The sequence below is a fragment of the Empedobacter sp. EJD.6dd genome, assembly GCF_057369435.1.
In genome coordinates this window covers 1,306,776-1,329,396 of the sequence record NZ_CM170667.1, presented here as the reverse complement: position 1 = coordinate 1,329,396, position 22,621 = coordinate 1,306,776, and the positions used below count along the sequence as shown (strand labels likewise).

Sequence of the window (22,621 nt, the reverse complement as noted above, 5' to 3'; positions counted from 1 at the left end):
CGTTTCAATTACTCATCGATTCTTTCAAAATTAAGATAAGATTTTACAATTAAAAATTTTGGAATCTTAAAAATTAAAAAGGTTATCAACAAGTTGTTAATTACTTGATTTTTAATTAATTATTTTCAAGTTTTTATTCGTTATAATTTAATAATTTTTATCAGAACAACAACTATAACTCAAATTATTTTTCTATAAATTAACACAAAAAATAGGCAAGCCTTGTTGTAGACTTGCCTATCAGAATATTATAAATTCTAAATTTTATCTTGCAATATTCACTGCACGTGTTTCACGAATTACAGTTACACGGACTTGACCTGGATAAGTCATTTCGTTTTGAATTTTATCTGAAATTAAGAACGATAATTCAGCTGCTTTTGTATCATCAACTTTATCACTTTCTACAATTACTCGTAGTTCACGACCTGCCTGAATTGCATATGCTTTTTCTACTCCATCAAAATTAAGTGCTGTAGCTTCTAAGTCTTTTAGACGTTGCATATACGATTCTACAACTTGACGACGAGCTCCTGGTCGAGCTCCTGAAATAGCATCAGCAACTTGTACAAGTGGTGAAATTAAAGAAGTCATCTCAATTTCGTCATGGTGAGCTCCAATCGCATTGATAACGTCTGGATGTTCTCCATATTTCTCTGCCCATTGCATTCCTAAAATTGCGTGAGGCAATTCTGACTCTTGCTCTGGAACTTTACCAATATCGTGTAATAAACCTGCACGTTTCGCTAACTTAGGGTTCAATCCTAATTCTGCTGCTAACGTTCCTGCTAAATTCGCCACCTCGCGAGAATGTTGTAATAAGTTTTGTCCATAAGAAGAACGATATTTCATACGTCCAACGATACGAACTAAATCTTTATGTAAACCGTGAATTCCTAAGTCAAGGATCGTTTTCTTACCAATTTCGATGATTTCATCCTCGATTTGTTTTGTTGTTTTAGCAACAACTTCTTCGATACGAGCTGGGTGAATACGACCGTCTGTCACTAAACGATGTAAAGACAAACGAGCAATTTCACGACGAACAGGATCAAAACATGAAAGAATAATCGCTTCTGGCGTATCGTCTACAATCACCTCAACTCCTGTTGCAGCTTCTATTGCACGAATGTTACGACCTTCACGACCAATAATACGTCCTTTGATCTCATCAGATTCAATGTTAAATACAGAAACTGCATTTTCTATCGCTTGCTCTGTTCCGATTCGTTGAATAGAAGAAATCACAATTTTACGTGCTTCATTTTTCGCATCTAACTCAGCATCTTCCATAATTTCTTGAATATGAGCTTGAGCTTTTGTTTTTGCTTCATCTTTCAAGACTTCAATCAATTCAGCACGAGCTTCGTCAGCAGAATAGTTTGAAATTTTCTCAAGGATTTCTACTTGTTTTTTATGCATCGTATCAACTTCTTTTTGCTTAATGTTAAGCTTCTCTGTACGTGCTTGTATATTTCCTTTCTCAGATTTGATCTGATCCTTTTGTTTCTGAATTTCTGCTAAGTCCGTTTTGATTCTCTCTTCACGTTCTTTTACTTTAAGCTCAGCATCAGCTACTTTTCTTTCACGTTGATTAACAACTTCTTCGTGTTTAGATTTTAATTCTAAAAATTTTTCTTTTGCTTGAAAAATTTTCTCTTTTTTAATGGCTTCACCATCTTTCTCAGCATCATTAATCAAATTTTGTGCTTTGCGAGTTGCTTCGTCAATCAGTTCTTGATTCTGTTTATCAACTGATTTTTTTGATAAGAAATATCCCACCGCTGCACCTATGATTAATGTAACAATTGCGATAATTATTGTCATAATTGGGTCCATAGATTATGTAATGTTTATATATAAAAAAACCTACATTAGTAAAGTATGTTTTGAGTTAACTCCTGTAAACAGGATTTGAGTTAGTCCGTCAGTCAAGTATCCGCTGTCAAATAAATGAACCTAAAAGGTTGCGGCCCGCTTTCCGAACGGTGTTCACTCGGTAACAAAACTAGTGTTGAGTTAACCAAAATAGCTAGAACTAATGTAGGAATATTGTTTAGTGGACAGTTTCACAACTGTCAGAACTTCTCTTATTTTGCGATTGACTGATCAATCAATTCTAATAACTTCGAAATGCGCTCTGTTGTCATTTCTTCGTTATCTTTCACTTGCTTTTTCAATTTCGCTTCACGTAAAGCTAACTGAATTGTCACCATTGCAAGCGCGTCTTGTTTGTCAGAAACAGCGTACTTTTGTTCAAATTGTTTCAAAATACCATTTATTTCTTCTGCGCAAGAAAGTAACATTTCTTCTTCGTCAGAATTAATCGTCATTGGATAATGACGTGAAGCAATTTTTATCTCAATTCGTTGAGTTGACATTCTTTTTATTAATTATTAGTTTTAATTTGAGCGATGCACGTATCGACTTCTTTTATTAATTTGTTCATTCTTTGCTTCATCATTTGTTTGTACTCCTGATTTCCGCTCATTGCATTAACGACTTTTAATCGTTTTACCTCCTCATTTAAATTTAAGTTATTCGCTTGCGAATCTCTCAATTTATTTTTCAATCGGGCATTTTCTTCTTTTAGAGAATTGATTTCATTTTGCAATTTTTCCAATTCTTGTATCGAGTTTTCAGCGCCCTTCAATATATCTTTATAATTCCCAAGTTGGCCTAAAACACTTAAAACTTTGTTTTCAAGTTCATTAAATTTCACCATTTTTTCCATCTCCTGAGAATTTCAATTATTCTAGCTTCTATTGCAAAAATAGTATTTTTTTACATCTAATCAATACAAAAACCTAAATATTATCAGTTTTTTCTTATTCATTTGACAAATAGAGATTTACTTACGCTTTCTGTTTTGATTCTCTATTTTTCACTACTCTCACAACATACTTGATTCCAAAAAACAAAAACAATACCGAAAGAATAGTTGGCAGAAATTGACAGAAAACAATCAAGATTGATTTGAAATAATACATTCCATCTTGCCAACTTTGTTTTAACTCATATCCTAAGTTGATTTCTCTATAAGCTTTCAGATCTGTTTGTGGTAAAATATTCGTTACAACTAGTGGTTCTTCTGATAATTGATACGCAATAGTCGCATAAGATGTCGCGTCATTTATCAACGTTTTATTCACTTTATTTTCGATTTGTTGTGAAATTTTAACCGAATTATTTTGTTCATTTTTCAATTGATTTTCATATTTCTGAAAAGTCATTTCTTCGTTATTAATTAAAATATGATCGATAATAATTCCTTTCTCAACTGCAAATTTGACATGTTCGCGCAACTGATTTGATGGCACTTTAAGCTCAATTAAATAATTACGTTGAATTTTTTCTATTTTCTTTACACTATCTTCAGACAACTCAACTTTATCAGAATCTAAAATTTGGTTTGTCATCTCACTATTCAAAACAAAACCTTTTAAGCCAATAGCATTTTCTTCTATTAACTGCGCATCTTTCATCGCATCTTTTACTTTCATTTCGATTAATGCATTTGATTTAAACGTTTTTCCCTCAACTTCAGGATTTGCAGCATTAGAAACTGTAACTTCTTCTTTTGCATCCGCAGCCAATTCTACATTACTTTCTGAACTCTTATACTGATTACAACTAACTATTGATGCAACAATACTACATGCTAAAATAATTTTTTTCATATTTGATTTTTTATGTTTGATTTAAAATTAGTTGCATCATTTCTCAATCATTCACCAAAATCATTTTCTTTTGCTTGTTTATTATTTTACAAATACAAAATATTAATAATCATTTACTTATATTTATTTTACAAAGAATTATTCTGAAATAATTTTCAGAAATTCAAAAGATTAAAGAGCTTTGTAAAAGATTTAGTTTAATTTTAACTGATTTGTTAATTATTGAAAAGAAAAAATGAAAGTGATTAAGCCAATTTTCCTAAACTTACTACTGAGTTCTGTTGTTTTTGGGCAACGAGCAGAACAACTAAAACCCGAAACATATCCAAAAAATATATTCCAAAATCCATTAGAAATTACCAATTATTTAGCTGGTAATTTTGGAGAATTACGTACCAATCATTTCCATGCCGGACTTGATATCAAAACGCAACAACGAGAAGGTCTTAAAGTGAAAGCTGTTGGAGATGGCTATATTTCTCGTATTAATATTTCGCCAACGGGATATGGAAATGCACTTTATATTGATCATCCAAATGGATATACTTCTGTTTATGCGCATTTGAGAGAGTTTTCTCCAGAATTGCAAGAATATGTACGTAAACAACAATATGCGAATGAAACCTTTAAAATAGAATTGCATCCAAAACCAAATGAACTTCCTATAAAAATGGGCGATTTGATTGCGCTTTCTGGAAATACTGGAGGTTCTGGTGGTCCACACCTACATTTCGAGATTCGTGATACCAAAACGGAAGAACCAATTAATCCTTTTTATTTTGGTTTTGATTTGCCAGATACTCGAAAACCATCTATTTTAGGTTTATATGCTTATCCAATTTATGGTGATGTTAACCAAAAAACAAATCGAGTTGTTGTAGCAAATGGAGGAACTATTTCAGCTTCGGGCGCAATTGGATTTGGTGTAAAAGCATATGATAAACACAATGGTGCGGAAAATAACAACGGTGTTCACCAAATTAATATTTATGTGAATGATGAACCAATTTATACATTTACCTCAAACCGTTTTTCATTTGGCGAAGCGCGAGCTATAAATAGTGTTTGTGATTATGGGGATATTCAGAAAAATAATAGTTGGGTGTATCAAGGATTTGTTAAAGATGGAAACCCTGTCAGAATGTATTCGAACTTGAAAAATAATGGAATTTTAGAGCTTGAAGACGGAAAATCGTATAAAGTACGAATTGATGTTTCTGATTATGCAGGTAACTCATCTTCGCAATCGTTTACCGTGAATGGAAAACCTTTTGTTGATTCAGCTAAACTTCCTGAAACAAATCCGATGTTATGGAACCAAGAAAATCATTTCAAAAATCAAGGAATCGAAATCTTTTTCCCGAAAAATATCTTCTACGAAGATTTTGATTTAGCGTATAAATTCTCAAATGGTAAACATTGGGTTGGCGATTACTATATGCCAGTTCATCAGTCTTACACACTTGTGATAGAACCAACTCCTGAAATCGCGACTGCGCAATTAGACAAAGCGATCATTGTTCGTGAATATCAAAAAAGAGGCGTTTGGAAAAAAGATTATTTAACAACAGAACTGAAAAATGGAAAGCTTGTTGCAAATCCAAAAGATTTTGGTGTTTTTTCTATTTTAATCGATAATACTAAACCGACAATTACTCCGTTAAATATCAAATCAGGTAGTCAATTTACTCAAGCTAATAGTATTATCAAGTTTACAATTGATGATGCACAATCTGGAATAAAAGACTATAAAGCTTATATCGATGGTAAGTGGGTTTTAGCCGAATATGATCAAAAAATTAAACGATTAACAATTAATTTGAATAAAGAACAGATTTCGGTTGGTGACCATCAATTAGAATTAAACGTGAAAGATGAAAAAAACAACACAGCAACGTACACTACAACATTCAAAAAGATTTCTTAGTACCGTAAGTTTATCTCTTTTGGGTGGAATTTTATTTGCTCAAACAGCGCAAATTAATGGTAAAGTTGTCGATGAAAATAGAATTCCGATTAGCGAAGCAGAGATTATTGTAAATGATCAATCGTATTTTACGGATCAAAATGGTAATTTCAAGATTGATATTCCTTCTAATGAATCAATAACAATAACATTCAATAACAATGGATATCATTCGTTTGCTCAAACTTTTACGTTAAAGGATAAAAATAAAAAGGAAGTTTTTGTTCAATTGGTTCCAGATCAAACCAATGCCATTCAATTGGGAGAAGCAACTATTTCTTTTCAATCCAATAAAAACAAACCTTTACAAAGTACTGTTTTAAGTGCAGCGCAAATGCAACAAGGGCCAAGCTTAACTGGTGGAGTTGCTGATTTATTGAAAACATTACCTTTCGTTAATTCGAATACCGAATTAAGTTCACAATACATGGTTCGCGGAGGAAATTATGACGAAAACTTAATTTACGTTAACGGAATAGAAGTTTATAAACCTCAACTTATTCGCGCTGGTGAACAAGAAGGTTTAGGCTTTGTAAATCCTGCGATGACAGAATTTATTAACTTTTCTGCTGGTGGTTGGGAAGCTAAATATGGCGACAAAATGTCTTCTGTTTTAGATGTAACATACAAACGCCCTAAGAAATTTGAAGGACAATTGGAAGCAAGTTTAATGGGCGGAAGTTTAACATTAGGTGGAGCTTCTAAAGACAAAAAACTTTCGGCAATTATTGGTGCCCGTTATCAGAACAGGAATTTAATTTTAAACACGTTAAAAGGTGATACTAATTTTAATCCTGAATATTATGATCTACAAGCAAATATCAATTATAAATTAAATGATAAATGGAATGTTGCATTTTTAGGAACAATGTCTCGTTCTCGTTACGAAATGTTTCCAAAAAAACGTGATACCTACATCAATACAATGGATACTCCTTTGTTGCTAACTGTTTTTTATAACGGAAAAGAAGATGACAAATTTGCAACAGAAACAGGAAGTTTATCGTTCACTTATCAACCGAATTCTAAGCTAGATTTAGGTTTAGACGTTTTTGCGTATCATTCTAAAGAACGAGAATATTTTGACATACAAGGCTCTTATTTCATTTCAGAAGTTGATACAAATGGCAACGCAACCTCAACAAATGATGTAGGATCTCAAATTGATCATGCACGAAATAATTTTGACGCATTAGTTGCCGGAATTCAGCACAAAGGAAAATACAAAATCAACGGAAATAATGATATTGAATGGGGTGCAAAATTTCAACAAGAAGATATTCGCGATTTATTGGGTGAATGGCAAGCAATAGATTCAACTGGATATGTTGTGAATCCAAATCCAGGAAATGGTTTGAATTTAAGTTATTATGTTAATTCTAAAAATAATTTAAAAACCAATCGTATTTCTGGTTACGCACAATACACGAGCAAATTTATGTGGAACGATGCAAAAGTATTGTTCAATGCTGGTGTACGTGCGGCTTATTGGGATTTCAACGACGAAACAACTATTTCGCCTCGTGCTCAAATCGCAATTAAACCAGATTGGGAAAGTGATATGTTGTTCCGTTTTTCGACGGGTATTTATTATCAGCCTCCATTTTATCGTGAAATTCGTCGTTTAGATGGAAGTTTAAATAACAAAGTAAAATCGCAACAATCTATTCATTTTATACTTGGAAACGATTACGAATTCAAGTGGATGGATCGTCCGTTCAAGTTAACATCTGAGGTTTATTATAAAATCTTAAACGACCTGAATCCGTATTATGTAGACAATGTAAGAATTCGTTATACAGCAGACAATAACTCAAAAGGTTATGCTTACGGAGTTGATATGCGTTTATTTGGACAGTTTGTTCCAGGAATCGATTCTTGGTTCTCGGCTTCCTATGCACGCGCTTATCAAAACATTGATGACAAAGGAAATATTCCGTTACCAACAGATCCGCGATTCAAATTATCAGCATTTTTCCAAGATTATATGGAGTTTTTACCATCTTTCAAGGTAAATGTTAATTTGATTTATGCATCTGGTTTACCAAATGGAGCTCCTCAGTTTGCAGATCCTTATCAATATCAAACAACATTGACAGATTACAAACGTGTGGACATTGGTTTTGTAAAAGAGATTATTAATCAAAAAGAATTAAAACCTTCAAGCGGAACATTTTGGAGTAATTTCAAAGAAATATCGATTGGTGTAGATGTTTTCAACGTGTTTGATATTAAAAACGAAATCAGTAATTCATGGATTCGTGACGTAAACTCTAACCGTGTTTATACGATGCCAAATTACTTGACAGGACGATTCTTTAATGGGAAGATTAATTTTAAGTTTTAATGAAAAAAAAAATAAAAACATTTAATAATAAAAAGCTTAAAATAGTTCTAGCAAAAGTTAGAACTATTTTAAGCTTAATGACACTATCCCATCAAGTGTGTAAGTAGAAAAGTTAGGGCTTAGATTTTATAATCTGAGCCTATTTTCAAAAATAAGCATAAATTGGTTTAAAACAATTCCCCAATTATGGATTGGCATAGTCCATTTTTTAGTGGACTCTTTGAGTGCCAGATAAACAGACTTTAAGACAGCATCATCGGTAGGAAATGACATTTTATTTTTAGTGTATTTTCTAATTTTTCCGTTTAGATTTTCAATTAAATTAGTGGTGTAAATGATTTTACGGATTTCTAGCGGAAATTCAAAAAATACAGTGAGCTCATCCCAGTTATTTCTCCAGGATTGAATGGCGTATAAATATTTACTTTCCCATTTTGTTGCAAAATCATCCAAAGCAGCTTTTGCGGCGTCTTTGTTGGGTGCTGTATAAATGTGCTTCATATCGGCAGAAAACTCCTTTCTGTCTTTCCAAACCACATATTTGCACGCATTTCTAATCTGATGAACTACACAAATTTGAGTTTGAGATTCTGGAAAAACAGAGCGAATGGTCTGGGTAAATCCATTCAAATTATCGGTTGCTGTAATGAGAATATCTTCAACACCACGAGCTTTTAAATCGGTCAAAACACTCATCCAAAAACTGGAACTCTCATTCTTTCCAAGCCACATGCCTAACACTTCTTTTCTTCCCTCTCGGTTTAAACCAACGGCTAAATAAATGGTTTTATTGATGACTTTTGAATTTTCTCGAACTTTAAAAACAATTCCATCCATCCAAACAATCAAGTATAAGTCGTCTAATGGTCGGTTTTGCCAAGCAACAACTTCACTAGCAACAGCGTTAGTAATTCGTGATATTGTTGATGTTGAAATATCAAAATCGTACATCTCGCGAATCTGTTCTTCGATGTCCGAAACACTCATTCCTTTGGCATAAAATGAAATAATAATATTTTCTAAACCATCGATAATATTGTGTCTTTTGGGAACTAAAGCAGGTTCAAAACTGCCTTTTCTATCACGAGGAACCTTAATTTCTGATTCACCAAAAGCGGATTTTATTTTCTTGGAGTCATGTCCGTTTCGATAATTTCCATCTTTGCTTCTGGCATGTTTTTCATTGTCTAGATGACTATCTAGTTCAGCATCCAACATATGTTCAACTGCTTTCTTGTGCAGCTCCTTGAAGAAAGATGTTAAATCCTCTCCATTCTTAAAGGACTTGTATCCTTACTGTTTAATAAATCTTCTTTGTCGATCATAACTATGTAACGTTTAAAAATAATAAAAAGTTATCTCCGAAAAATTATTTGAGCTGTAAGGCTCATAATTTTTCAGAATAACTTTTCTTCTTACACAGTTTGTGTGATACTACCAGCTTATTTTTTTAATAGATTATTATAAGTAATTACATTCTTAAGATTATAATCATAAACCTTAATTAAAAAAGTTGAATCTCCTTTTAAAATTTCAAATTCATTCCCAGAATGATCTTGAGGTCCTTCATTTATTTTATTTTGCAACAATTGAAACATATAATCATTAATACTTTTTTGATGTTGATTACTTACTTCAATTTCTTTAATTAAAGATAATTTTACTCCATAAATTTCATCCACTTTATTACAATCAATATTATTTCTTTTATAATTCAAATAAACTTTCTTGTCTTTTCTAAATATTTCTATCAGCTCTTTGTGTCCTCCCCATTCTCCGCATTCATCAAATCTCGCTGAAAGAAAAAGTGTGTCCCATTTAACTAATGTTCCTAAATCTAAATTATCTGATTCTAAATCATTCTTTTCAATATGATTATTCTTAGCGATTGGCTTCTCACATGAAAAAAGTGATAGGAGAATAAAAACAACTATTTTTTTCATAATTCATTTTTATATTTCTTGAAACTTTAGATAAGATACCAAATTTTTTCCACTGTTCTAATCAAAAAAACTTCATACTTTTACCAAGCACTTCTCACGACAGAAGTGCTTCTTTTTTATCAATAATCTGACAAAACGACACACAATGCGCATTGGCAAACTATTTGATTCTCTCAGAAACAAAAAAACGAATAAGATTATGTCTGACCAAAATATACACGAAGAATTAGAGAACGAAAATCTTCAAGAAAACGTTCAAGAGACGGAAAATACTGTAGAACAACCACAAGAAGAAACTTCTGGAAAGTCAGAATTAGAAGTTGTTAAAGAACAATTAGCAAAAGAAAAAGACCAATATTTACGTTTATTTGCTGAGTTTGACAATTATAAAAAACGTACTTCGCGCGAACGTATGGACATTTTCAAAACAGCAAATAAAGAAGTGATTATGTCTTTATTACCTGTTTTAGATGATTTTGGACGCGCTTTAAATCAAATTGAAAAGTCTGGAGACGACAGCTTACATCAAGGTGTTGAATTAATCAATAATAAATTAGTAGAAACGTTACGCGGAAAAGGTTTAAAAGAAATGGAAACCAAAGCTGGAGACGATTTCAATACTGATTTGCACGAAGCAATCACTCAAATTCCTGCTCCAACAGAGGATTTGAAAGGAAAAATTGTTGACGTGATAGAAACAGGTTATTTATTAAATGATGTGGTAGTTCGCTACGCAAAAGTTGTTGTTGGATTATAATTTAGATTAGAAAAATGTCATCAAAAAGAGATTATTACGAAATATTGCAGGTCGAAAAATCTGCAACATCAGAACATATCAAGAAAGCCTATCGTAAACTTGCCATTAAATATCACCCTGACAAAAATCCTGGTGACAAAGAGGCAGAAGAAAAATTTAAAGAAGCTGCAGAAGCATACGAAGTTTTAAGCGACGATAACAAACGTGCACGTTACGACCAATTCGGACATGCAGGAATGGGTGGAGCTGCTGGCGGAGGATTCGGCGGCGGTGGCGGAATGAATATGGAAGATATTTTCTCTCATTTCGGCGATATCTTTGGCGGAGGATTCGGTGGCGGATTTGGCGGAGGTCAATCTCGTGGTCCACGTCGAATGAAAGGTTCTGATTTACGTATTCGCGTAAAATTGAACTTGGAAGAAATGGTAAACGGTTGCGAGAAAAAAGTAAAAGTTAAGCGTTTCAAACAAGCTGATGGCGTAACATCTAAAACATGTCCATCTTGTGGCGGTTCTGGACAACAAGTTCGTGTTACCAATACATTTTTAGGACAAATGCAAACTGCTACAACTTGTTCTACATGTCAAGGTGTAGGAAAAGTTGCGGATAAAATTCCTTCGGGAGCAAACAACCAAGGTTTAATAAAAGTAGAGGAAACAATCGACCTTAAAATCCCAGCTGGTGCAAGAGAAGGAATTCAATTGCAAGTTCGTGGAAAAGGAAACGATGCGCCTTTTGATGGTATTCCTGGTGATTTACTTGTTTTAATTGAAGAAGAAGAACACGATACTTTAAAACGAGATGGAAACAATTTACATTTTGATTTATATGTTTCTATTCCTGATGCTGTTTTAGGAGCTTCAAAAGAAATTCCTACTGTCAATGGAAAAGTAAAAATTAAAGTTGATAAAGGAACTCAATCTGGAAAAGTATTACGTTTGAAAGGTCAAGGTTTACCTGATTTGAATGGTTACGGAAAAGGTGATTTATTTGTTCATGTTAACATTTGGACTCCGACTCATTTGTCAAAAGATCAAGAAGCGTATTTTGAAAAAATGAGAGATGATGATCATTTCTCACCAGAACCTTCTAAAAATGAAAAATCATTTTTTGAACGTGTAAAAGATATGTTTCAGTAATTGAAAATAGTATAAAAAAACTCCACTCAAATTGAGTGGAGTTTTTTTTATAAATAAGATTATTGATTAATTTACAATAATCTTATTTGATTGATTTTTAGTCTTAATAATATAAACTCCTTTTGGTAATTTATTCAATCTAACTTTAGAATTATTAGTTACATTTTGAATTGTTTGAACCAATTGTCCATTTAAATTATAAATTTGAATAGTTTCTTTATTCTCGATTCCGTTGATGATAAATTCATGATTTTTAACTGGATTTGGATAAACAACCAATTTATTATCTTGTTTTTGAACATCCTCTGTCGTTAATTTTTCGTAGCAAGTCCAAGATAAGTTATCAAAAGATACTCGATTACTTGTAGTTTCATCAACTAACTCAATTACAACATCCCCTTCAACATTAATATTATCTATTTTTGTTGTTTTAGCTGTCTTAGAATAAGGAATCTGTCCTTTTACTACTCCGTTAATTTTTAAAGTATAAAATCCTTCAGAGTCAGAAAAAGGTAAATATGCTTTAACAGATAAAGAGCCGATTCCTCCAGAAATTGTAGATGATTTTAAATTTCCTTTTCTAATACAAATTGCTTTATTACTATCTCCATCGATATAAATTTGCTTGTCTGTTCTTGCATTTGTTGCAGTCCACACAATTCCTCTATTCGACCAAGTTCTATCTGTATAAGATGATGCTGGAGGTGTGCTTCCTGTAGATGGAATATTTTCAAAATCCTCTGTTCCACAGCTTGTTCCTTCTCCTGAACCTCCTCCTGTATTAGATTCTTTTGTTGTTACTTGAATTGCAGTACTATTATCCGATTTATTTCCAGCTGCATCTTTTGCAACAACATAAAAAGAATAAGTTGTTGAAGAATTTAATCCAGAAACTGTTCCGTTATTACTATAAACAGTTGTATTATATGTATTGTCTACATAAATATCATATCTATTAACACCTACATTATCTGTAGAAGCTGTCCAAATTAACGACACACTTGATGACGTAATCGTTGTTGAAGCTAAATTTGTTGGTGCAGTAGGTTTTTCAGTATCCTCTTCAGAACCTCCTCCTTCACCAAAAGATTCTGGCCAATTATTTTGCGCTTTAGGACCTCCCCAAATAACAGTTGCTAAATATGGATTATCGATAAATGGATTTCTATTTCCTTGAACATTCGCTACAACGTTATTTCTTTGAATTTCCAATGGAGAAACTGGATCTTCTATATTCCATTTTAATAGAATATCCGGAAAATCAGATGAATAAGTACTTGGTCCGAATGTAATATTAAGAGGTAAAGTTCTTTTATCATATCTAACATACATATACATCAAAATACGAGCTACATCTCCTTTCCATTCTTCTCCTGGATACCAACCTCCACGAGCAGTTTTCATAGCCATAGCACCAACGCCATCATCAAATAATAAATTTCCTCTTGTACTATTTAGTGTTACATCTGCAGGGCGTAAATGATGTCCATCCGCTCCAGGTCCAGAAGTACCTAAGTTAGGTGTTCCTTTAGATTTTGCATAAACATGTTCTCTATTCCATGACCCTGAATAAGGACGACTTCTTTGATGAGTTCCAGAACTTTGTGATCCATAGATTAATAATAAATTCGAAGGATTTTCTAAATCTGCATCACTCGTCTTAAAAAGATTTGCTAATCCAGCAGAATATGCAATTTCATTTTTATGAGTAGAAGTAATAAGAGTAGCCAAGTCATTTTTTAACTCATTTTTAGTCTTATTAAAATTTATGCTCGAATAATAAGTTGGAGCTTTTTGAGCTTGTGCAAATAGTGCCAAAGCCAAAGAAAAAAAAGTAAATTTCAATTTCATTTTCAAATAATTATTTATTTAAGATTATAACATCCTTATTTTCATAAGAAAGTCCTATTGTGTAATTTTCAATCATCAACGGAATTTGTTCGTTAAATTCCAAAAAATAGTTTTTCCCAAATTGGTAAAATTTTGCATTTACTGAATGATTTAAAATTGAAGAATCAACTTTTACAATACTATCATTTATTAATATCGAATTTTTTTTAAATTCTATATTTTGTTCAGTAAACAATAAAACATCAGAAAATAAACCTGGATGATTTTTTCCTTGTCCAACAAAAATCCTATTCTCAATCATATCAATGTCAATTACATAAATAGGTAATTTTTTACCACTAATATTCAAGCCTTTTCGTTGTCCAATTTCAAATTTTTCAATTCCATCATGCTGTCCAACTATAAAACCATCAAAAAGAGAATATTTTCTTTGAGCTACTTTCCATGAAAGTTCTTCTTCTTTTGATTTAAAAGATGGTTTTTCTCTATAATATATCGGAGAATTTTCAGGAATTTCTACAATTTGACCAATTTTCATTTCATATTTTCTTTATTATTATTTTTTTCAATAAAGGAAAGGTTACAAATATAAGCACGTAATGTTAATTAAACGTTAAAGATGTAAATATTTATTCGTTTACTATTAACACTTTATAAACAAAAAAATCCATCTTAAAAACAGATGGATTTTTATATATTGATGATTCTATAATCTTTATTTTTTAATGACTATGTGTGTTCGCTTCACCAACAGCACCTTCTCGATCATAAGAGCAACAAGAAGGTAGGTTACCATACGTTTTATCTTCAGCACGTTTATTATCTGTATCATGCCCAACCGCTACTACAGCATTTTCTACATCATCCACTTTACTCTTTTTTTCATTCAATATTATATGTAAATTTTGCGTATTACTATCCCATTCAGCAGATTTCACACCTTTTACACCATAAGCCGCTTTTTCTATACGATCTTTACATTGACCACAATTTCCTTTTACATGCAAATCATGTTTTGCATTTTTATTTTGTGCTTGTGCGCTTATTCCTAACGTCGCAACCAAAGCAAAAGCTAATAATTTTTTCATTGTTATTTATTTATGATTTTTTATTTTAAACTAAATCGTAATCCTGCATAATACATTTGACCAAAAATTGGTGCATAAACAATCGAGCTATCGAAATTTGATCCCAATGGATTATCTGCTCCTAGAATTACACGATGTTGCTGATAATTCGTCACATTTTCTCCACCTACGTAAACTTCAAATCGTTTTGAGAAAACTCGAGTAATTTGAAAATTCATAGTTCCGAAAGGATTAGAATAATCGTTTAATTGATTCTCTGGTAAATTATCCGAAGTATTTGGTAAACGTTGTTTTCCTATCCAATTATATGTTACATCAAAGCGCCAATTTTTACCATTTCTTTCGTGTGTTTCGTATTCTAAATTTGTAAAGAAACGATGCTTCGCTTGTAATGGACGTTCTAATTTACCATTTTCATAATCAGTTGCGATATCATAATATTTGTAAGATGCTCTAATTTTGAAATGTGTAAAAGGATTATAATTAAAATCAAATTGAAAAGAATTTGCATAAGAATTTCCTTCTAAATTATAAAATCTTACTTGTCGAGCTGAATAATCGATATCAGTCACAATTTGGTTTTCGAAATCTGTACGATAAAAATCGGCTGTAACATCAGCATTTTTACCAAATAGTTTGAATTCTTGTGTTACACTAAATCCATAATTCCAAGCAATTTCGGGATCCAAACCATAGATTTTTCCACCATCGCCAATAATATTAAATTGTCTTGACGAAGCAAATAAATTTTGATTTTCGGCAAAAATATTATTGATTCGTTTTCCTCGACCAACAGATGCTTTTATAGTTGTTCCTTTTACAGGTGTATAACGTGTGTGTAAACGAGGCGTTAAAAAGAAGCCCATTCGATTATGATAATCCGCACGAAGTCCAGCAATCATGTTGAAATTCTTCATATTATCAAACGTATATTCAAAGAAAGCTCCAGCAGAATTATCAATTCGATCATAATTTGCACCCGTCGGAAGTGCTACAAATTCTTTGAATTTATCATAAGTAAAACTAGCTCCTGTCGAGAATTTATTTTTTGTATTGCTAATAATCGAACTGAAAATATAGTTTGCATAAAAACTTTGTTGCTCGATATCATATTGATTCAATCCGAAATAAGAATCTTGTTTGTGATAACTAAACGCTGTTTGTAATCCCATACTTTGATAAGGCATTTCTGGAAAAACATACCCTACTTTTGACGAAACATCAACACGATTTGTATTAATTTCTGATCCCCAATAATTTGTTGTCAATTTATCTCGATCTCTATCAAAATCTACTTGTCCGGCTTGTTTTTGATCATTCAAATATCGTACAGACAAGAAACCAACCCAACCTTTTTCTAAGTTTTGATATTGCCAACGATTCATCACATTCACTTGATGCCCAAGCGGATTATCTAAAAATCCATCATCGTTCATATCATTCTTCGAAACACGCGCATTTCCATGTAGAAACAAAGACGAGCTCCATTTATCGTTCAGTTTTTTGTTTAAATGCACATTTCCTTCGAAACGCGAATCTGTCGAACCAAATAAATTGACAAATAATGGAATGTCATTTGAAGGTTTAATTAATTCGGTATTAATCTGTCCCGAAATACTTTCGTAACCATTTATCACAGTTCCTGCACCTTTCGTCACCTGAATACTTTCTACCCAAGTTCCTGGCGTAAAACTAAGTCCAAAAGCTTGTGAAGCTCCACGAACATTCGGAATATTTTCTTCGGCAATCAAAATATATGGCGAAGTTAATCCCAACATTTTTATTTGTTTATTTCCAGTTACAGCATCCGAAAAATTAACATCAATTGATGGATTAGTTTCAAAAGATTCGGCTAAATTACAACAAGCAGCTTTCAACAATTCTTTTCCAGTCATCGTTGTCATATTTGTTGCAAACTTCGATTTTTTCAGTGAACTACTTACATCACGAACCACAACTTCTTTTAATGATGTATCACTGAATTGATCTTTTACATTAATTATGATATTCTGAAATTCATCTTTCAACTCTTTAAAAGTTGTTGTTTCATTCTCATAAAAAACACTTAAAATAGATGTTGGTTGATAATTTTCTATTTCAAAATTCCCTTTTTCATCTGTTATAACAGAAATATCTGACGATTGCCAAAACACTTCTGCTCCTGCAATAGGTTGTTGATTTTGATCTGTTATTTTTCCTTTTAAAGTAGATTGCGCGTAAGTTAACGCTGCACTTAGTATAAATACTGAAGTGAATATTTTTTTCATTTTTACGATTTAAGGCATAATGCCTATTTATTATTATGTACTTTTTGATTGTAATTTGATTAAGTACTTTAATATTCAAAATAATAGCGTATTGCTTTCTAATTAATTATTAATTAGAAAAAATTTCTATTATCCTTCGTAAAATGTTAATTGAGAATTAAGTATATAATTTGGTGGTGCATTTGACGCAACATAAAAATCAAGAAAATTTAATTGATTGTTTTCCTCTTTATTTACTGCAGGAATTTGAATCTGAAGAGCCTCGCTTGCAATAAAATCAATTGGAACAATTTTCTGAATTTTAACCGTTTGCTTTTCTACAAACTTATCCGAATACGAAATATCCTTGCAACAATCGTCTTTTTTAGATTTATTGTTTTCTGGTAATTCGCAATGTTTTTTTTCTGTTTTTGGAGGACAACACGAAGTAGAAACTTCCATTTCACACGAATTATTATCCAAATGATTCATCGTCACTTGTTCTATTTCTCCTTGACAAAAATGCATAGAAAATGCGTAGCTAAGATTTGAAAAAATCAAAACCACCGACAAAACATACTTTATGTACTGTTGCATTTTCATATTGGACAAAAATAAACAAAAATTTGAAACATAAGGAATAGAAAATTTACATGATTTTCTGACTTGTTTATAGAATTATCTGATTTATACAAAAAGAGAAGACCATAAAAGCCTTCTCTTTTTATTTATTTTTAACTATAAGCTCTAAAATAAAACTTTTTTAGTAAACTCTTTTCCATCTATAGTTTTTGCTTTCAAAACGTAAACTCCTTTTGGAGTAGATGTTGGTAGAGTAAATTCTTTTGTTGAAACTTTATATGTGTTTACTTTTTGTCCATTAATTGAATATAAATTAATTTCAGTTAATACATCAGTACTTACAACGATATTTTCGTTATTTCTTCTGATAATATTGAATGATGACTTCGTAACTTCAGATACTGATAATTTATCTTCTATTATAATTGTGTAATCTTCAATTTCTCCAAAGTCTTCATCTTCACATATTGCATCGTAAGTAATATCTGGCTGATCTGGTCCTGTAGCTCTTATACGTAATCGCATTCTTGTACTTCCTAGTAAAGCATCTGACGGAATTGTAAGGTCTTTTTTAAGTTCAGCTGTTAAGCCATTATTAGAATTAGAAGGATAAACATGTGTTCCAATTAATGTAAATTCGTTTTGTGTAAAAACACCATCTTGATTATAATCAATCCAAGCGCCTACAGATTCATATTTCCATCCACTTCCTATTACAACAGAAATTGGATATGATTTTCCTTTTTCTACTTTTGTTGATTGATTTGTATAATTAGAAATTCCTCCATCTTCACAAGTAGATGAATTATTGATTGAACCAAAAGTTACTTTGTGAATTGCATCATCATCATCACACATTATATCAACAGGACTACAATACGTTACTTCTTGTTGTTTTGTTACATTAACCAAATAATCTTCTACTTCTCCAAATGGCCATCTAAACTCTTCTTGTCCTTCGTCATCCCAAAAATACACATCACAAGAATAACTTGGATCTTCATCTAATCCGTCTAAAACTTTAACACGCATTCTATATTGACCATCTTCAACTGTAGACGGAATTTGGATAGACTTAGAAATAATTTTAGATTCTCCTGTTCCATAATCATCAAATACAGCACTACCAATCAAAAAATATTCGTCTGTATCAAATTTATTATTCTTATTAAAATCAATCCAAACCATTACAGTTTCTTCATAATTTCCGTCTTCTACAGTAATATCAAATTGATTTACACCACCAGATTTCAATTCAAAAGGTGTTACAGAAGTTGTATAATCATTGTAACCATTCTCAGAACAATCAGTAGCATTAAGTTGTCCATTAATATTTACATTAATTATTTTATCTCCAAACTCGCACATCAATTCTTCTGGAATACAATATTGCGCATTAGCGCAAAATCCAGAAAAACCAAAAGACAGCAAGAAAAAAGATTTTAAAAATGTAGAATTTTTCTTCATAATCATATTTATTAGTGTTAATTATTTTAAAACTACAATAATTCGTTTACAAATCATCATAAAACTATTAAGAAATTCTATTTTACTGTCCAGTAAATACTTTTAAAATCGATTTAACCATGTTGTTAAAAATACACCAACTATATTAATCAAATAAATCTACCTCTTCGCTTGTTTATTTGTTGGGATATTAATTATTCCAGAACCATCAACCAAAGATTTATTATCTTCGTTAACAACTTTCAAAACCATTTCAAAATCTTGCCAATCTATTCCTTGCAAGGTTACAAATCCCGAAGATTTATCAATCGATTTTATTTTAAATCCTTTATCAGGTAAATCTTGTGCGTCAATAATTGGATCAAAATCTAAACCAACTTCTGGTTCTGCTTTATAAGCAGAATCTTGAATAAATTTGTATCGATCCTTAAAATTTTTTGTCAACAATTCGTCTTGTTTCACATACTCATCAACACTAATTTTTCCTATCGTATCATTTATATAATCTACATATTTATTTGCAAAATCAAGTGCTACATTATAATTTGTAGTGTTTTCCTTCAAAGAATCTTTTACTTTACTTTCAACTTTTTTTTCTGTCGGATGATTTGATTCTTTTGATTGACAACTTGAAAAAATACTAAAAATAAGAATAGGAAGAATCAACTTTTTCATAAGGTTAAATTTTTAATTGTGTAACCTTCCCTCAACTAGCTACATTCAAAACTAAAGATTTCCATTGATTATTACTACAATTATCCTGTTGAAATGTTGGAAATTCTTTTGTATTCTGTTTATTGATTTTTTCATATTTCAATAAAAACTCGTGTGGAGTAAGGTATCCCAGACTCGCGTGCGGTCTTTCATTATTGTACATCCACATCCAAGCTTGAGAGAATATTTTGAATTGCTTGATTGTTGAAAACATAAAACAATCCAAAACTTCTTGTCGAAATGTTCTGTTAAAACGTTCGATCAAACTGTTTTGCGTTGGTTTACCTGGTAGAATATAGCTTAGTTCGATAGAATGCTTTCTACACCAATCTTTTAGAGCGTTTGCAATAAATTCTGGTCCATTATCAACTCTTATTCGCTCTGGTTTTCCTCTCCATTCGATTAAATTTTCAAGCTCTCTTACAACTCGCGCAGAAGGTAAACTTGTATCAACGGCGATTGCTAAAATTTCTCGGTTAAAATCATCCAAAATATTTAATGAACGCACTTTTTTACCATTCTGCAAAGCATCTTGCATAAAATCAATACTCCACGTAATGTTATGATTAATCGGGCGCAAAAGCGGCTCTTTTACACGTGTAGGCAATCGTTTTTTACGTTTATTTCTCAAATTTAAACGCATCATTTTGTAAACTCGATAAACACGTTTATGGTTCCAAGAATAATTCAATTTTCTAAACCGATGAAACGTCAACCAAAAACCCCATGTTTTGTTTAAATCTGCTAACGCAGAGAGTTCTTGAATGATTAAATCGTCCTGATTGTTACGTTTTGGACGATAATAAAACACCGATGTGCTGATACAGAACAAAATACAGGCCTGACGAAGACTGAGTTTAACCTCCTCGCGAGAGAAATCAACCAATTCACGTTTTTCGTCAGGCATTAGAGCTTTTTTTCGATAACAGTTTTTAAAACCGTGTTTTGAAGGGTTAATTCTGCAACGATCTTTTTATATTGGGCTAATTCTTTCTCCATTTCTTTCAACTGTTTGAGTTTATTAGCATCCATTCCCGAATATTTACTCTTCCATTGATAAAAAGTCGGTTGACTGATTCCGTATTCACGACAAATGTCCATAAAGGTTTTGCCTTTGTCCTGTTCAGAGATAATCTTGATGATTTGTACTTCTGAAAATTTGCTTTTTTTCATACTTCCTAATTTAAAAAATATTCTACTTTTATTCGTAGCTTTTTTTGGGGAAGATTACATAATTTATAATCTTTTTATAATTGTTTTAATTGAAATATTTAGTGTTTCATCAATCATTCCAATAAATTGTATGTATGATAAATCTATTCCTGAAATTTACGAAACGACTATTTCGCAAAAAATCGAAGAAAGGAAAAGTAAAGGAGGATCAAGTTACTATTTAGTCTATGAAGGTTGGAATAATAAAGTTCTTTCAAAAAAAATTAAAGTTGATTATAAAAAGTATTATTCAAGTTTTGAGGGTGAAAAAATAAAAATTGCTCAAAAACGAGGTAAATTTGACATACCTTGGTATTATTTTGTAAAGTAATATTACGATACATTTTATTATAAAGGAGCAGGTTATTTCAGTACTAAAATTGAAAAGAATTATCATTAATGATTAAATCTTTTTAATTTATATTATTGATATATTGTTTGTTGTATTTGAATTGAAATGGGATTCTAAATGATTTCGCAATAGAATTTCCATTTTCATCTTTTGTAGGGATAATAATCTTTTTCTTTTTATCTAAATTAGTAAGATAACGTTCAAAAGCTTCTTTCGTTATTCTTTGATTTTCAGGACTACCAAAATACTCTAAAGAAGTAAACTTCCCATTTTTATCAATTATAAATCTGATTTCAACTTTCAAATCTGCATAAAGAATTTTATCTCTACTCAGAATATAAGTAGCAGATTCAGCTAGTTCATTAACTAATTTTTCTAAAAAGCAATTCTGTAAACTCTCATTACCTTTTTTTACAAATTTTTCACATTTTGGATAAATTAGCATTGTTTCTGTTTGGTTTTCTTGCGCGAATGCAAATGAAAATATGAAAAGTAAAAAGAATGTTATTTTTTTCATGAACTGTATTTTTAGAAGTAATATAAAATCTTATTTTATCAAATTATTTATCGTCAAGCCAATCATCAATTGATCTGTGTGTGATGTTTTTTGACTTTGTAACATATAACCAGCTTCTAAACTAAAAGTTGGCGAAATAACATAACCTAAACTCAAACCTATTCGATTTCTATCAAACGTCTTATCTTTTACAGCTTGTAACAATATTTCGTCATAAGCTTTCAAATACCATGTATTTTCAATTAGTTTAGAATTATTTAGTGGAATTGTAGCTGTTAATTGATAGCGAAATCTAAACTGTGTATCATGTTCCAAAAAACGTTCTTCTACACGAAATCGGTGTGCAAAATTAAAACGTTGTAACGCATGTTTTGTATTAAATTGCTGAAATAATCTATGTTCGTGGTTATGTGCATAACCGTCAGTTTTAGAAGGTGTTCTGTTTAAAATATAAGCGTAACCAGCTAAAACAGTGTTGTTATTCTCTGTTAAGTTGTAACCAATTCCACCACGAATCAAAAGCTGATTTAATTGATCCACATCTTCGTACGAGCGATATTGAATATCGGATTGAAAACTAAAATCTTGATTAATCTTTTGGTTGATATTTAAAGCATTCCATGTTCTAAAATCACTTTCTTGTGCATGTAGATTAATTCCTGCTAAAACAATGATACTCGTTAAAAAATGTTTCATTCATCCAATTTGTACGAAAATATAAAAAGACACGAAAATGATTCGTGTCTTTTGTCAGTATATG

19 protein-coding genes and 2 pseudogenes are annotated in these 22,621 nt (G+C 31.4%); 5 read left to right on the top strand and 16 right to left on the bottom strand.

What is annotated here, in order from left to right; genetic code table 11:
• Positions 1–264 precede the first annotated feature (264 nt).
• The 4 genes from rny to AC2I98_RS06195 all read right to left on the bottom strand — a co-directional run bounded on the left by rny (position 265) and on the right by AC2I98_RS06195 (position 3,680).
• Positions 265–1,839 (bottom strand): ribonuclease Y, encoded by a 1,575-nt coding sequence (gene rny, locus AC2I98_RS06210; protein WP_486413748.1) that lies wholly within the window; start codon positions 1,837–1,839, stop codon positions 265–267.
• Between the two features lie 251 nt (positions 1,840–2,090).
• Positions 2,091–2,381, bottom strand: a complete 291-nt coding sequence (locus AC2I98_RS06205; RefSeq protein WP_038335658.1) for a cell division protein ZapA — start codon at positions 2,379–2,381, stop codon at positions 2,091–2,093.
• 8 nt (positions 2,382–2,389) lie between these two features.
• Positions 2,390–2,725 carry a hypothetical protein gene (locus AC2I98_RS06200; RefSeq protein WP_146810388.1) on the bottom strand — a complete coding sequence of 112 codons (336 nt, stop codon included), beginning with the start codon at positions 2,723–2,725 and terminating at the stop codon, positions 2,390–2,392.
• A 130-nt stretch (positions 2,726–2,855) separates the two neighbouring features.
• Positions 2,856–3,680 carry a hypothetical protein gene (locus AC2I98_RS06195; protein ID WP_486413747.1) on the bottom strand — a complete coding sequence of 275 codons (825 nt, stop codon included), beginning with the start codon at positions 3,678–3,680 and terminating at the stop codon, positions 2,856–2,858.
• Positions 3,681–3,915: 235 nt separating this feature from the next.
• On the opposite strand from AC2I98_RS06195, the gene AC2I98_RS06190 reads away from it, so the two are divergent.
• Entirely contained in the window at positions 3,916–5,607 is a 1,692-nt protein-coding gene (locus AC2I98_RS06190) for a M23 family metallopeptidase (protein ID WP_486413746.1), read from the top strand.
• Positions 5,555–7,993 carry a TonB-dependent receptor gene (locus AC2I98_RS06185; RefSeq protein ID WP_486413745.1) on the top strand — a complete coding sequence of 813 codons (2,439 nt, stop codon included), beginning with the start codon at positions 5,555–5,557 and terminating at the stop codon, positions 7,991–7,993. Before AC2I98_RS06190 ends, AC2I98_RS06185 begins: the two co-directional genes overlap by 53 nt.
• Positions 7,994–8,119: 126 nt before the next feature.
• On the opposite strand, the pseudogene AC2I98_RS06180 reads toward AC2I98_RS06185, so the two are convergent.
• Positions 8,120–9,318: pseudogene (locus AC2I98_RS06180) on the bottom strand (IS256 family transposase).
• A gap of 117 nt (positions 9,319–9,435) precedes the next feature.
• Positions 9,436–9,936 carry a hypothetical protein gene (locus AC2I98_RS06175; protein ID WP_486413744.1) on the bottom strand — a complete coding sequence of 167 codons (501 nt, stop codon included), beginning with the start codon at positions 9,934–9,936 and terminating at the stop codon, positions 9,436–9,438.
• Between the two features lie 199 nt (positions 9,937–10,135).
• On the opposite strand from AC2I98_RS06175, the gene AC2I98_RS06170 reads away from it, so the two are divergent.
• Together AC2I98_RS06170 and dnaJ are read left to right on the top strand one after the other, a co-directional pair.
• Complete coding sequence (locus AC2I98_RS06170; RefSeq protein ID WP_486413743.1) at positions 10,136–10,693, top strand: nucleotide exchange factor GrpE; 558 nt, start codon at positions 10,136–10,138, stop codon at positions 10,691–10,693.
• Between the two features lie 14 nt (positions 10,694–10,707).
• Entirely contained in the window at positions 10,708–11,832 is a 1,125-nt protein-coding gene (dnaJ, locus tag AC2I98_RS06165; protein ID WP_486413742.1) for a molecular chaperone DnaJ, read from the top strand.
• Between the two features lie 66 nt (positions 11,833–11,898).
• Here dnaJ and AC2I98_RS06160 read toward each other — a convergent pair whose 3' ends face one another.
• The 8 genes and pseudogenes from AC2I98_RS06160 to AC2I98_RS06125 form a co-directional block, all read right to left on the bottom strand.
• Positions 11,899–13,683: an endonuclease gene (locus tag AC2I98_RS06160; RefSeq protein WP_486413741.1), complete on the bottom strand. Its 1,785-nt coding sequence runs from the start codon at positions 13,681–13,683 to the stop codon at positions 11,899–11,901.
• Positions 13,684–13,693: 10 nt separating this feature from the next.
• Positions 13,694–14,221 carry a tRNA methyl transferase PRC-barrel domain-containing protein gene (locus AC2I98_RS06155; RefSeq protein ID WP_486413740.1) on the bottom strand — a complete coding sequence of 176 codons (528 nt, stop codon included), beginning with the start codon at positions 14,219–14,221 and terminating at the stop codon, positions 13,694–13,696.
• Positions 14,222–14,405: 184 nt separating this feature from the next.
• Positions 14,406–14,771, bottom strand: coding sequence for a heavy-metal-associated domain-containing protein (locus AC2I98_RS06150; RefSeq protein WP_486413739.1), 366 nt, complete (start codon positions 14,769–14,771; stop codon positions 14,406–14,408).
• Positions 14,772–14,791: 20 nt separating this feature from the next.
• Positions 14,792–17,038 (bottom strand): TonB-dependent receptor, encoded by a 2,247-nt coding sequence (locus AC2I98_RS06145; RefSeq protein WP_486413738.1) that lies wholly within the window; start codon positions 17,036–17,038, stop codon positions 14,792–14,794.
• Positions 17,039–17,167: 129 nt separating this feature from the next.
• Entirely contained in the window at positions 17,168–17,614 is a 447-nt protein-coding gene (locus AC2I98_RS06140; RefSeq protein ID WP_486413737.1) for an HYC_CC_PP family protein, read from the bottom strand.
• Positions 17,615–17,764: 150 nt separating this feature from the next.
• Positions 17,765–19,066, bottom strand: coding sequence for a GEVED domain-containing protein (locus AC2I98_RS06135; protein ID WP_486413736.1), 1,302 nt, complete (start codon positions 19,064–19,066; stop codon positions 17,765–17,767).
• 159 nt (positions 19,067–19,225) lie between these two features.
• Positions 19,226–19,741, bottom strand: a complete 516-nt coding sequence (locus tag AC2I98_RS06130) for a hypothetical protein (RefSeq protein WP_486413735.1) — start codon at positions 19,739–19,741, stop codon at positions 19,226–19,228.
• A 136-nt stretch (positions 19,742–19,877) separates the two neighbouring features.
• Positions 19,878–20,953: pseudogene (locus AC2I98_RS06125) on the bottom strand (IS3 family transposase); the annotation flags it as partial.
• Positions 20,954–21,083: 130 nt separating this feature from the next.
• Here AC2I98_RS06125 and AC2I98_RS06120 point away from each other — a divergent pair.
• Positions 21,084–21,323 (top strand): hypothetical protein, encoded by a 240-nt coding sequence (locus AC2I98_RS06120; protein WP_486413734.1) that lies wholly within the window; start codon positions 21,084–21,086, stop codon positions 21,321–21,323.
• Positions 21,324–21,405: 82 nt separating this feature from the next.
• Here the strand turns inward: AC2I98_RS06120 and AC2I98_RS06115 are convergent, their stop codons facing one another.
• Both AC2I98_RS06115 and AC2I98_RS06110 read right to left on the bottom strand, forming a co-directional pair.
• Positions 21,406–21,861, bottom strand: coding sequence for a hypothetical protein (locus AC2I98_RS06115; protein WP_486413733.1), 456 nt, complete (start codon positions 21,859–21,861; stop codon positions 21,406–21,408).
• A gap of 30 nt (positions 21,862–21,891) precedes the next feature.
• Positions 21,892–22,557: a DUF2490 domain-containing protein gene (locus tag AC2I98_RS06110; protein WP_486413732.1), complete on the bottom strand. Its 666-nt coding sequence runs from the start codon at positions 22,555–22,557 to the stop codon at positions 21,892–21,894.
• Positions 22,558–22,621 lie beyond the last annotated feature (64 nt).